Annotated in this window: 9 protein-coding genes; 3 read left to right on the top strand and 6 right to left on the bottom strand. The window is 44.7% G+C overall.

Features of this window, described 5'->3' with window-relative positions:
- Together U9Q77_06560 and U9Q77_06555 are read left to right on the top strand one after the other, a co-directional pair.
- Positions 1-1,140, top strand: a 1,140-nt coding sequence (locus tag U9Q77_06560; protein MEA3287020.1) for an AAA family ATPase, incomplete at its 5' end; no start/stop codon positions are given.
- A 97-nt stretch (positions 1,141-1,237) separates the two neighbouring features.
- Complete coding sequence (locus U9Q77_06555; protein ID MEA3287019.1) at positions 1,238-2,470, top strand: ATP-binding protein; 1,233 nt, start codon at positions 1,238-1,240, stop codon at positions 2,468-2,470.
- A 183-nt stretch (positions 2,471-2,653) separates the two neighbouring features.
- On the opposite strand, the gene U9Q77_06550 is transcribed toward U9Q77_06555, so the two are convergent.
- The 5 genes from U9Q77_06550 to secD all read right to left on the bottom strand — a co-directional run bounded on the left by U9Q77_06550 (position 2,654) and on the right by secD (position 10,204).
- On the bottom strand, positions 2,654-3,976 hold the full coding sequence (locus U9Q77_06550) for a TldD/PmbA family protein (GenBank protein MEA3287018.1): 1,323 nt from the start codon (positions 3,974-3,976) through the stop codon (positions 2,654-2,656).
- Positions 3,977-3,978: 2 nt separating this feature from the next.
- On the bottom strand, positions 3,979-5,499 hold the full coding sequence (locus U9Q77_06545) for a TldD/PmbA family protein (GenBank protein MEA3287017.1): 1,521 nt from the start codon (positions 5,497-5,499) through the stop codon (positions 3,979-3,981).
- 327 nt (positions 5,500-5,826) lie between these two features.
- Entirely contained in the window at positions 5,827-6,930 is a 1,104-nt protein-coding gene (locus U9Q77_06540; protein ID MEA3287016.1) for a hypothetical protein, read from the bottom strand.
- Positions 6,931-7,425: 495 nt separating this feature from the next.
- Complete coding sequence (secF, locus tag U9Q77_06535) at positions 7,426-8,331, bottom strand: protein translocase subunit SecF (protein MEA3287015.1); 906 nt, start codon at positions 8,329-8,331, stop codon at positions 7,426-7,428.
- Positions 8,332-8,341: 10 nt separating this feature from the next.
- Entirely contained in the window at positions 8,342-10,204 is a 1,863-nt protein-coding gene (gene secD / locus U9Q77_06530; GenBank protein ID MEA3287014.1) for a protein translocase subunit SecD, read from the bottom strand.
- A gap of 535 nt (positions 10,205-10,739) precedes the next feature.
- Here secD and wecB point away from each other — a divergent pair.
- Entirely contained in the window at positions 10,740-11,876 is a 1,137-nt protein-coding gene (gene wecB, locus U9Q77_06525; protein MEA3287013.1) for a UDP-N-acetylglucosamine 2-epimerase (non-hydrolyzing), read from the top strand.
- 154 nt (positions 11,877-12,030) lie between these two features.
- Here the strand turns inward: wecB and U9Q77_06520 are convergent, their stop codons facing one another.
- Positions 12,031-13,194, bottom strand: a complete 1,164-nt coding sequence (locus U9Q77_06520; protein ID MEA3287012.1) for an ATP-binding protein — start codon at positions 13,192-13,194, stop codon at positions 12,031-12,033.
- Positions 13,195-13,516: the final 322 nt, after the last annotated feature.

Raw genomic sequence — 13,516 nt, 5'->3', positions numbered from 1 at the left:
CGCTATCTATACAATCAGATCAACTTCAACCAACGTTTGATCGGGATTATTGGTGCACGTGGGGTCGGAAAAACCACCCTGCTACTACAGTACTTAATAACTGAATATAATGATCCAACAGCGGCATTATATGTTAGTGCTGATAATATTCTGGTCAATGGACTTGGCATGCTTGAAATTGTCGCTGAGCACCAACGCAATGGAGGAAAGGTCCTGGTGATCGATGAAATCCACAAATTGCACAATTGGGTTCAAATTGTCAAAACAATCTATGATGCATACCCGGAAATGAATCTGATTATTTCTGGAAGTTCCGCTTTTCAAATCAAAACTCAGGGATATGATCTGTCACGCAGATTATTTTACTACACGCTTTCCGGACTCTCATTTCGCGAATTTGTTTCATTAAAAACGAATAGAACTGCTCCCGTGTTATCCCTTTCAGATATTCTGACAAATCATAGTAAGCTGGCAACTGAGCTCAGTCAGCAATTTAGCATCTTCCCCTTGTTTCGAGAATATCTTCAATATGGTTTCTATCCCTTCTGGCAGGAAGGCAAAGCGGAGTATCCGCAAAAGATCGAGAATATCCTGAACAAAATTTTATACGAAGATATTCCCTCAGCATTTCCTGTCAAATATGACGCGATACGACAATTGAAAAGATTCTTGTACATTGTGGCAACGTCTAACCCATTTCAAGTCAATGTTGCCAAATTATCCCGGGAATTACAGATCGCTCGGGAATCCCTGTATCAATATCTTGATTTTCTGGATCAGTCCTTCGTTATTCATCGTCTCTGGAAGCATTCATCGGGGAAAACTTTCCAAAGGAAGCCTGAAAAGTTGCTTCTTCACAATCCTAACATCATTAGTTATCTGCAACCGGGTGCCTTGTCGCGCAATAAAGGTATTATGCGAGAAACATTTTTTGTGAACCAAATGATGAGAGTCCATACTTTGTATTCATCGAGTCCAGCCGATTTTGAGGATGATCTTAATAACCAGTTTGAAATTGGGGGCAAATCAAAGAGATCAGGTCAGTTAGATCCTCAGAAAACCGGATATCTTGTTTTAGATGACATGACTATCGGTGACAAGCAAAGGATTCCCCTCTATCTCTTCGGGTTTTTGTACTGATAACCTGACACAACCTGTTTTCAGGGAACAATTTTATGCTTGACTATTTGATGGTATATCGTAAAATAGTTGCAACCGTTTTACGATGGAGCTAAATATGGACAGATCATGGATTCCCCCATTAACTGCTATAATGGCGAGTCACCGACAGATCACAATATTATCCGGCCCTCGCCAGGTAGGCAAAACGACCATGGCCAAACATCTGCTAAATACTTTCTCCAATGCCCATGAGAACGCTGGAGACTCGCTTCACTATCTAAATTGGGATGACGTCAATCATCGCGATCTAATCCTGCGAGGACCAGATCAAATCATCAGCGAACTGGAACTGGATCAACTATTTTCACACAAACCATTACTGGTGCTGGATGAAATTCACAAATACACCGACTGGAAAAATTTTCTAAAAGGTTTCTTCGATCGGTTCGAGGATAAGATTCAATTCATGGTCACCGGTAGTGCTCGTATGGATTTGTATTCTCATGGCAGCGATAGCCTCATGGGACGAACTTTTAATTACCGTCTGCACCCCCTATCTGTTAGAGAAATCATCGGCAAGATAGATCAGAATGAGTTGCTCCAAGGCCCATCGCAAATTGCATCACAAGACCTTCAAGCACTCATAGAATTTGGAGGCTTTCCGGAACCTTTTCTGAAACGAGATAAACGTTTTTCCAATCGCTGGCAGAATCTCCGTTTACAACAGCTTATTCGAGAGGATATCAGAGATGCCACTCGCATCCACGAAATCCAACAACTCGAGGTTTTACAAAATCACCTTCGCAATCAGGTTGGTCAAGAAACCAAATATTCAACTCTGGCACGCCACATCCGAGTTTCAGTAGATACCATTCGACGCTGGTTGGATATTCTGGAATCGTTTTATTTCTGCTTCCGGATACGCCCCTGGCACCGAAATATTGCAACGGCTCTCCGCAAGGAGCCAAAAACCTATCTCTGGGATTGGGCACTCATTCGGGACCCAGGTGCCCGCAGTGAAAACTTTATTGCCTCCCACCTTCTTAAAGCTACACATTGGTGGACTGATCAGGGATTAGGTCAATTTGAATTATTTTACCTCAGGACAAAAGAAGGTCGTGAAGTTGATTTTTTGGTAACTAAAGATGAAGACCCCTGGTTTTTGGTAGAGGTTAAGCAGTCACCTAACTCAAACATGAATCCAAATTTGCACTGGTTTCAAAAGAAAACTGCGGCACCTCATGCGTTTCAAGTTGAATTGTCAGCACCTTATGTTGATGCCGACTGTTTTCAGCATTCCGATCCTATCCGCGTTCCGGCGCAGACTTTTTTATCCCAACTGGTATAACCGCTTATCAAAACCTGTTTTCACACTTCGACAAAGCTCAGTGTCCGCACTTCGACAAAGCTCAGTGTCCAACACCATCAAACTGGCTCCATCTTTTCGGGCCTAAACCCGAGGACATTGGCAAACCTTCAAACCATTCGCGATATTAGCGTAATTAGCGTAATTCGCGGTTACGCTTCATTGCTATGATCCAGAGAAACTGACCTTATCAAACAACATCGTGGGTGTCCTGAAGGATGAATGGATCCAGGGGTCGTTCCCCACTTCCACCAGGTTCATCAACAATTCAGAGTAATTCCCGGAAATATTCATTTCAGTGATGGACTTCACCCGTTTCCCGTTCTCGATCAACCAACCAGCCACTCCCAGTGAGAAATCACCAGTAGTTGGATTGGCGTTGCCACCCAACCAGTCCGTCACTAGAATAGCCCGATCCAGCCCAGCTTCGATCTCAAGTCCGGAACGTGCTCCAGGTTGAACAATGAGGTTGGATGCACCGCCACTGGTGGGTTTCCAGCCCAACTTGTTCCCATAGTAGACATCAACAAAATAGTTGTTCAGTACACCATTGGTGATGAGGGGCATCTGCTTGGCAGCAATCCCATCACCATCATAGTAACGGCTGCCCAAGCCCCGCACAATGCTCGGATTATCGAGAATGGTCAGTGCTTCCGATGCAATCTGTGAATCTTTTTTACCTTCCAGAAAGGAATTCTTCTGTTGAATCGCCGAGGCGCTCAGGGGATACATCATTCGCCATAAAAGACCCGCAGCATTGGAATTTTCTAAGAGCATAGGCATGGTCTCAGAAGGGATTTTCTCAGCCCCCAACCGTGCCTTCGTCCGTTCCAATGCTTCCAAAGCAGTCTGCTCAGCACCCACCAGATCTTCCAGATGTCGCGCTCGATAATAACGCCAGCCCTCAGGCTTTTTATCCCCCTCACCCTGAATGGACACTGAAGCACCATGGGTGAATGAGGTGGATTCCTTGTGACCCTCAAAACCATTGGATTTCAGATGATACGTTTCGCTGTGACTATCATGAAAGCCCGAGGAAACCGAAATGATCCGATCATCTTTACCTCCAAGGGTTTCCCCCAGATTTTTGGCCCGCTGGAGACGTTCATCAGCTGTGACATCACCCTGCTTGGCATCGCTCAGATCCAAATCAGCTTCTGATTGACCCTTGTATAACCCAGGATCCGGCAGTTTACGAAATTCATCCTTTTCCAGAAACCCGGTAAGATCAACTGCATTGGCAATAAATTTTTCCAACGACTCTTTCCTGAGATCATTGGTGGAATGATTGGAATAGCGCCCTTTGGCAAAGATCTCGATCCACATAGCCTGCTGAGTCGATTCCTTGAGTTTTTCCACCTTGCCATCCCGAAAATCAACGGAGACACTACGGGCATGGTTAATACCCAGAGCTGATTCAGAGGCACCCAGTTGTTTGGCTTTTTTCTGTACCCAATATCCCAGATCTAAATAGACATTCTTTTCCATAATTAACCTCTACCTCCCACTGTAATGGATGACACCAACACACTGGGCATACCCATGGATACGGGAACGCTCTGGCCATTTTTCCCACAGGTCCAGCCGCCTTCAGCCATAGCCATATCATCAGCCACCATAGTCACCCTTGACAATACTTCCGGTCCGTTCCCAATAATATTTACATCTTTGATGGGACCCGTAATTTTTCCATCCTCGATCAAAGAACCTGATTTTACATAAAAAGTGAAATCTCCAGGTCCGATATTGACCTGACCGTTGGTGAATTGATCTGCGATGATCCCATGTTTTACACTGGCAATGATTTCAGCATACTTGTGAGGACCACTTTTCATGTAGGTGTTGCGCATCCGGGGCATGGGATTGTGCTTAAAGGATTCCCGACGTCCACTGCCTGTTGGCTTAACCCCGTAATGAGTAGCCGAAATACGGTCATGCATAAAGGTTCGCAGCACACCGTTTTCCACCAGCACAGTTTCTTGTGAGGGATAACCTTCATCATCTACATTGATGGAACCACGGACATGAGGATTGGTGCCATTATCTACTATAGTAACAAAATCCTTAGCTACTTTTTTATTGATCATATCTGAGAAAACTGAAATCCCCTGACGATTAAAATCAGCTTCCATACCGTGTCCGATAGCTTCGTGGAGTAAAATGCCCGAACTGCCGGCTGCCAAAACCACTGACATTTCACCAGCCGGGGGTGTCTGTGCTTCAAATAATTTGACGGTACGGGCAACTGCTTCTTGCGGCAATATTTTGAGACGTTCTGGAGTTAAAAAGCTGATATCATCACGGGCAGAATAATCGAAGTAGTTATTCTCACGTTTTCCATCTTCCTCGGCGGTGCATCCGACTGAGATCCGTAACATAGGTTGATAGTCAGTGGCAATCCCGCCTTCAGAATTGACCACCAGGATATAATTTTCACTATCGCTGAAATTCACACTGGCTTTGATCACCCGCGGATCTTGCTTGAAAACATCATCATTGATCGCCTGAAGCAGTTCAACTTTGTCTTTGATGCCTACATCTTCCCAACTTACTTGAGTTTCATAATAATTCATCAATTGGGTGGCATTGAAGGTCTCAGGTGCTTTTTTAGCAGAGCCAGAAGCTATTCCAGCAGCCGTTCTAGCAGCAGCTTTCATACTTGCCAAAGAGATATCTTCGGTGAATGAATAACCGGTCTGGTCACCTTTCAGCACACGGATACCCACACCCAGCGTCACATTCGTGCTGGCGGAATTGACGATATTATCCTGCAAACGAATTGAATTGCTCAATTGGTTCTGAAAAAAGAGGTCACAATAGTCGCCACCATAATGGAGGGCTTCAGCCATGACTTTTTGAACTGTGTCTTCATCGATACCAAAACGCTGAAAATAAAATTTGTAGGGGTTATCGTCCGGGGCAACACCAGCGAAGCCAGAACGTATAAAACCCGGCAAAGTTGCCAGAGCCAGCCCCGTTCCTGTAATTTTTACGAAATCTCGTCTGCTCATATGTACCATACCTTCTTCCTTTCAAATGAAGCTCGTAATTTTTCGGCTGTTAACCTAGGCTCAGATGCTGTTTCGACCAAAGTTAATCTTGAGTTCAACGCATACATCGTTGAATGGTTCAATGGGAGGTTGGGAGTGGTGAGTGGTGAGTGGTGAGTTTGGAGGACCCTGAGTGATCTGAGTGGAACGAAGATTGTATCGAAGGGACCGGCTCTTCGATACAATTGCTACGCAATCACTCAGGAGCCTTGCTTTGGTTGGTTATTTGGTGGATTTTGTGAGATCGCCCCACCGTATGTATTGGTGGGGCAATCTTGAGGGGCAAATCTATTTAAAAGTAATCTGAGTTGTTATTTCGAGCTTAGCCCGATTGTAATCTTTCAGACCGTCTATTTTTTGTGTATACAAACGATAGGTTGGAGCTACTGTTAGGGCACCTTTATCAGATTTATGTAAAGTATAGCTATAGGATAACCAGAGATAGCTGAAATTGGTGGAAGTAGCATTCGTTATATCTGGGGTGGTCTGAGCAATATCATACCAGGCAGTTAGTTTGCCGGGACCGATTGCTCCAACTAATTTAACGCGTCCAATCCAGCCACTGTATGCTTCCGTTCCAATAAGGGTATCAACAACAGTCTGGTTACTTAGACCTGCATAGGCTGTTAATCCAAATCCTGCGATCTTGGGTAATCCGATGGTAGCACCGTAGGTAAGAGGAGCTGTCTGGCCCTCATCAGCCAGTGTCATCAGGAATTCAGGAGTTATTTGTAACCCCGCAACAGCAACCGGATAGCTAGCATTGATGGTGTATTGATCTTTTGTGGTCACATCAAGACTATCCACAACGTCATCAACAACCCTACCGGAATTGTCATCAACCATGATCTTTACATCCAGCTTATTGCCGGCCAGCTTGTAGTTAAGATCAAACCCGTGAGCAGCATTATTGCTGAAGATGACCCAGGGTATATCTACCATCATTCCGGGATAAAAATGGATATCCTTTAAGGGATTGTGACCAACCGGAATTATACCAGCTGACCAGCTGAATGTATCACTATTTCGACCAAAATACAGTTCCATAAAATCAACAGATTCACGTCCGGCACTACCAATGCTGGCTGCATGAGGAGTGGTACCTGTACCAAATTGACCGATCCAGTAAGCCACACCATTATGACCAAGACGAGTTTTAAAGAAATAGCCATTACCAATATCTGCCGACAATAACAGACGGGCTCGATATAAATAATAGATATCGCTGGTCTTGTTTCCATATTCTCCATTATCCTTGATATCCAGACGAGGTCTGACTCTGGCATCACCACTAATAGTGATGTCAGCAAACACACCAGATACAATGAGTAGTAGAACAATCAACCATGTGTAAGTCTTGCGCATATTTTCCTCCACATTAGGTTTACGCATTAAATCCAATAATTTTGGTAAATTCATTTGAGTCATTCTCAATTTATTGTTTTTTGCCTGTTCTAAGTCACGGCAATGGTTATGCCATGATGATCCAGTTTGAGGATCTATACCAATTGAATTTCAAAACTGCACTATAAGTTCAAAATATTTTTTCGTTTTATAAGTTTTATCTTTGAAGTATAGCGGTAGCTATAGTGATAAGATTAAGCGCAGTAAAACGGGAAAAGATGCAGAAATTGAGGGCAGGTTTGATGTTTAATTGGTATTAATACCAACTGCAAGTTTTGTATGATCTGGCCCCCAAGTGTTTCGAGTGCAACAAGCTTTGTCTGATCTGGTCCCCGAGTGTTTCGAGTGCAACAAGCTTTGTCTGATCTGGTCCCCGAGTGTTTCGAGTGCAACGAGAAATGTATCGAGGGGACGCTGCTCCCCACAAAAAAAGCACCCCGAAAGGTGCTTTTTTGTAAAGCTCTTTAAAACCGTTTCTTAGATCTAACTATTCTGCCTTTTCTTCTGGTTCTCATCCCAGATCAATACTACCGGACTGGCTACGAACATAGAAGAATAAGTTCCCACGACAAGACCCACAGTCAGGGCAAAAGCAAAAGGCTTGATCACTTCCCCACCAAAGAACAGCAGGATCGTTACCACTGTCAGCGTAGTTAACGAGGTGATCACCGTTCGGTTCAGGGTCTGATTCAAACTTAGATTAAGCACCGACACAAAGGCATCATGACGTTTGGTTTTGGCATTTTCCCGGACTCGGTCAAAGACCACAATAGTGTCATTCAACGAGTAACCCACAATAAAGAGAAAAGCCGCCAGAACTGAGAGTGATATCTCAAGATTCAATAAGGAAAAAAGACCCAGGGTGATCATGACATCATGAGCCAGAGCAACCAGAGCTCCAATGGCATACATAAATTGGAAGCGGATCGAAATATAGATCACAATTCCGATCATGGCGATGAGCACAGCGGAGATCATATCCCCACGAAGTTCCTTGCCAATTTTTGGTCCAACTGTTTCCAGACGACGAATTTCATAGCTCTCTGCACCATGAATTGAGGCTATTGCCTCACGAATCTCGTTGACCTGCTCTTCACTGCGAGTAGCAGTTTTCACATGGATCAGGAATTCATCTATATTACCAAACTCACGAATGGCAGCATCTCCATAACCAATACTTGAAAGTACAGTACGGACAGCCTCCACCTCAGTGGATTCACTAAAAAGAACTTGGATCTCGGTACCGCCCTCAAAGTCAATACTGTAATGAGGACCACCGTGAACAACAAGACTCACTAAGCCGGCTAAGATGATCACTCCGGAAATAATTCCGGCGACCTTCCTTTTCCCTAAGAAGTCAATATTTACATTTTTGATCAATTCAAACATTTCAAAATCCTCAGATACTCAACTTGGTCATCGTTTTGCGCTCTGTCAAAACCATGAAAACAGTTCGGGTGATAAAGATGGCAGTAATCATGGATGTCAGAATACCCCAGAAAAGAGTAGTCGCAAAGCCCTTGATGGTTCCACTACCAAATTGCCATAACACACCTGCAGCTAAGATGGTTGTCAGGTTGGCATCAACAATGGTGGTTAATGCTCGACCAAAGCCATCATCGATCGATTTCTTAACTGTCTTGGCATTGCGCAGCTCCTCGCGAATCCTCTCGAAGATCAGCACATTGGCATCTACTGCCATACCGACAGTCAAAATCAGTCCGGCAATACCGGGCAGTGTGAGCGTTGCATTCAGCGTTGATAAGACAGCCAGCGTAAATGCCAAATTGATAAACAAGGCCACATCTGCGATCAGACCAGCGCCTTTATAGTAGACGGCCATAAAAATAATGACCAGAATAAATCCAATAACCATAGCACGTGTGGCAGAGGCGACTGAATCAGCCCCCAATGAAGCACCTATGGTACGTTCTTCTTCAATGATCATGGGAGCTGGTAAAGCACCTGCACGCAAGACAACTGCCAATTTCTTGGCATCCTGGAGATCATTCATGCCCTCGATCTGAGTGCGACCATCCGAGATCTTATCCCGAATCACGCCAGCCATGTGAACGTGACCATCCATCACAATAGCAATTCGTTTGCCGACATTCCCAGCAGTGATCTTGGTCCATTCTCGGGAGCCCTCATCATTCATGGAAAGATGAACAACAAATTCCGCCCCTGAGAAACCTCCCAGAGATTCACGGGCATCTGTAACCACATCTCCAGTGAGTTCAGCAGTCCCCTTCATCAGATAGAGTGCCCGGTGCAGGCGGCCATCACCTGAGATATCACGGGATGAAACACCCCAAGCCAGACGACTATCAGTTGGTATGGAAGCAGCAATGGTCGGTTTTTTCAATTTTCGCTTGATGGAACGGACGTTCTCTTCCGGCACCCAGATGGTGTTGCTTCCAACATTGATCAAAGATGAAAAGGGACGACCAATATCACCAGTACCGGTAATACTTAAACTATCTCCCTCATCTCCTGCAAGGACATCTGCCAGACTGGGAACAATATCTTCAGCACTGGTATCAACTGCCGCAGTCTCAAGCTGCTCGGTGGAATCTTCATCACCCATATCAGCAGCCCAGGCTTTATCAATATTGCGGATCACCTCGTTCAGGAGTTGAGAATCTTCCTGGATCAAAACAAACTCTAACAGAGCTGTAGCTTGAATCAATTCACGAGCCTGCGCTTCATTACTGATACCAGCTAATTCAACGATAATTCTCCAGTCACCCTTACGTTGGATGATTGGTTCAGAAACCCCAAATTCATCCACTCGATTACGAATGATCTCTTCTGCCCGATCAACAGCATCCTTGGCATCCGATTCCAGGGCATCCATGACATCCGCATTGGGTCCCTTTTCATAAATGGGAAAATAGCGAGCCAGGCGAACATTAGAAGCTTCTACATTAGTTGCAAAGGTCGAGAAAAAATCAACTTCTTCTTGTTGAGCTTCTTGCAGACTACTGCTAATGAGTTCATCAATCACGACATCGTTGCCTTCAACTCTTGTTTTGATCAACTCTTCCAGATCTACTTCAAGGACGACATGCATTCCGCCCTGTAGGTCCAAGCCCTGATGGATAATATTTCTACGGATTTTTTCCAACTCACCACTCTCAAGGAGGGCTTCTTTTTTGGCTTCATCCATGGTGTAATAGCTAATGGTGTCTTTGAGCATGTAGGCAGCACTTCCAATGAGGAGGACAACCAGAAAGACACGCATCCGCAAGGTTCCAGACATAAGGATCGATCCTTTTACTTATTTCGTTTGTTCAATCCTGACCATTGAGGCAGGAAATATTCTATTTATATCATCCGGCTTTGCTCTATGAGCCAGGCCGTGGTTCCCGCATGCGGGCAAAAGCGCGCCAATATAGGAGTGGTGTTATGTTCTCCAAAGTTATTATTGAGTTTGGAGGTTGGGAGGTTGCCAGGTAGAGCCAAAGCATGCTTTGGCTGTACTTGGCAGGTAGAACCAAAATATGCTTTGGCTGTACAACCAAAGCCCCACCCAGGTGAGCAGGATGAATTTCTAAGTTTTTTTGAAACCACGGATTACACGGATTTCACAGATGGCTTTTCGAGGAACCGCGAATTTCGCTAATTTCACGAATGATGGTTTAAATGGTATTGAATGCAGACCACGACTTAAGTCGTGGGTTTCTATATAGTTAGGTGACTTGAAACCATTTTAACGGCTTCTTTTTATTTAGCAAAACCACTTCATTATGAACAGCCAACAATTAGCTTCCCGCCTAATAATTACGGAGATTCAATTGAAACAGACCAAGTACAAAATTATTCTCATTGCCGGTGCCAGACCTAATTTCATGAAGATCGCGCCCCTCATGCACGCGTTGAATGACCATCCGACCCTGGAGGCCATCCTGGTTCATACTGGCCAGCATTACGATGAAAAAATGTCACATTCCTTTTTTGAACAACTCAATATTCCCAAACCACATATCAACCTGGAAGTTGGATCGGGTAGTCATGCAATTCAAACAGCCCATATTATGGAACGCTTCGAAGCGGTTTGTTTTGAAGAAAAACCGGATATGGTACTGGTTGTTGGTGATGTGAATTCCACGGCAGCCTGTAGTCTGGTTGCTGCAAAATTGCACATCAAAGTTACCCATTATGAAGCCGGTTTGCGGAGTCGGGATCGGGGTATGCCCGAGGAGATCAATCGGCTGGTCACAGATGCCATTACTGATCTGTATATCACAACCTCGCAGGATGCATCTGAGAATCTTTTCCAGGAGGGTATTCCACAGGAAAAAGTACACATGTTGGGCAATCTGATGATCGACAGTCTGGTTGCGCAATTGGAAAAAGCTTCCGCCCTTCAGCTAAAGCTCTCTGATCTGGCGGGCAATCTCATGGAATCAGATTGGGAAAACGCCAGGCAGGGCTACGCCGTCATGACCTTTCATCGTCCTTCAAATGTGGATGATAAAGCCGCTCTTAGTTTGCTGGTCTCCGAGTGGATCAGGACCGCTGAACTTTTGCCAGTCATTTTTCCCATTCATCCCCGCACTCAGAATATGTTGGAGCAGTACGGACTCATGGATCTGCTTCAGTCCGCACCCAGTATTTATTTGACGGGTCCTCTGGCTTATCTGGAGTTTCTAAAACTGGTGAGTGAAAGCTCCCTGGTGATCACAGATTCCGGAGGCATTCAGGAAGAAACGACTTATCTGAAGATTCCCTGTCTGACAGTGCGCCCCACTACTGAACGCCCCGTGACCATCTGGGAAGGCAGCAACCAGCTGATCAAAGCAGATGAGATCTATACCAAAGCAGTTAAGAGCTTGACCGCATCTACATCAGCTTTCAAGGTCCCCACATACTGGGAGGGTCAGAGTGCCGGGCGGATTGTGAAGTTGTTGGAGCACACTTCCAGTCGTTGAGAATGTAGAGGTTTTATTAACGTCGTCTTTGCAAGCAGTGTAGAGACAGCCTGTCACGGCGTCATTCTGAAAAAATGCAGGGGGTGGCAATCTCCATGTTTGAGTTGGGGAGTTTCTGAGACCGATGGGGTTTTGAAGCTATTATACCAAGTTTTCAGCTTTGGGTTAGACTGATATTGCGCCAGTTTAGAATTTGGATTCTTTTGATCATTTCCTGGAGTTCACCATCATAGATTAAAGTCAGTGGTGAGTCTAGATTGTGGTTAAACGCTTCCCACTTTCTAAGATTTTTGCTTAGGGAGTCTTTGTAAGTTGCCGTTGATTTTATTTCGAAAGCCTTTTGTTGATGCCCATCACCAAGCAAGACATCAATCTCGATGCCTGAGCGCGAACGCCAAAAGCTAATTGAGTCCATGAGCCCATTATGAAAGCGTTGTTTTTGGATTTCACTCATCACCAGATTTTCAAATAATTGTCCATACTGATAATAATATCTGATGTCATTAGCTTTATGAAGCCCCAGTAAATAGCTCAATAATCCTGGATCGTAAAAGTATAGTTTAGGTGTTTTGATAATCCGCTTATTAAAATTTACGTGATGTGGATATAGGCGATAGGTAATAAAGGAAAGTTCCAGAATATCAAGCCAGCTTTGAATCGTTTTATAATCAACCCCCGTTTCATTTGCCAGACTTGAGCTATTGATTAACTGTCCCACTCTTCCGGCACACAGTCGTAAAAATGTATTAAATTTTTGCCAATTATGATTCAGGATCAGGGATTGGACATCCCGTTCTATATAGGTTTGCACATACCAACTTAACCAATCATGAGCGGGTGTCTTCAGAGTATGTACCGCCGGATAAAATCCTTTTTGAATATGCTGAGAACTTGATGTATTCACAGGGAGGCCTGACTTAAGCTCGGAATAGCTCAGTGGCAATAAATAACGAATAGCGGTTCTACCAGCCAGACTTTGAGATACTGACGATTTTAGAAGAATATTTTGTGATCCAGTCAGGATGAATTGACCGGCAATTTTCCGTTGATCAACCATGACTTGTATCACAGAAAGAAGCTCTGGCAAACGCTGGACTTCATCGATAATCCAGCGCCCTTCCGGATCCGCCAGAATCCCTTTGGGATCCTGATCCATGATTTGGCGCCATTCAGGATCTTCCAGATTAATATATTGATGATCGGGAAAAACATGTTTGACCAGGGTTGTCTTACCTGATTGCCTGGGTCCCATAATGGTAACAACGGGCATGGTTGCGGCATCGTTTAAGATAATTTTTGATAGTGTTCGAAGAATCATACGGCATATTAGGATTACCACTCCTAATTAGCAAGCTATATTTAAGAGAGATCAGTTAAGGGGTTAGGGGTTAGGGGTTAGGGGTTAGGGGTTGGGAGGTTTGGGGTTGGGTTGTGAATTGTGAATGGTGGGTTTGTACCAGTAAATATAGGATCCAGTGGTCACATCCATGCATAATCCTCCCTCGGGGGAGGTGCCCGCAGGGCGGAGGGGGTTTTGGGGAGGTTGGGATGGGTGACGAGTGACGAGTGGTGAATGGTGAATGGTGAGTGGTGAGTGGTGAGTGGTGAATGGTGAATGGTGAGTTTGGAGGTTGGGAAGT

It is taken from the genome of Candidatus Neomarinimicrobiota bacterium, from assembly GCA_034716895.1.
In the GTDB taxonomy this organism is placed as follows: Bacteria; Fidelibacterota; UBA8477; order UBA8477; family JABMPR01; genus JABMPR01.
Note: the sequence above shows the minus strand (reverse complement) of the source record. Positions and strands in the feature narration are given on the sequence as shown.

What these genes read in the sequence shown, in the direction of transcription:
- U9Q77_06555 (MEA3287019.1), top strand. Translation starts at nt 1,238, where the DNA reads ATGGACAGATCATGGATTCCCCCATTAACTGCTATAATGGCGAGTCAC.
- U9Q77_06540 (MEA3287016.1), bottom strand. Translation starts at nt 6,930, where the DNA reads ATGCGTAAACCTAATGTGGAGGAAAATATGCGCAAGACTTACACATGG.
- U9Q77_06520 (MEA3287012.1), bottom strand. Translation starts at nt 13,194, where the DNA reads ATGATTCTTCGAACACTATCAAAAATTATCTTAAACGATGCCGCAACC.
- secD (MEA3287014.1), bottom strand. Translation starts at nt 10,204, where the DNA reads ATGTCTGGAACCTTGCGGATGCGTGTCTTTCTGGTTGTCCTCCTCATT.
- secF (MEA3287015.1), bottom strand. Translation starts at nt 8,331, where the DNA reads ATGTTTGAATTGATCAAAAATGTAAATATTGACTTCTTAGGGAAAAGG.
- U9Q77_06545 (MEA3287017.1), bottom strand. Translation starts at nt 5,499, where the DNA reads ATGAGCAGACGAGATTTCGTAAAAATTACAGGAACGGGGCTGGCTCTG.
- U9Q77_06550 (MEA3287018.1), bottom strand. Translation starts at nt 3,976, where the DNA reads ATGGAAAAGAATGTCTATTTAGATCTGGGATATTGGGTACAGAAAAAA.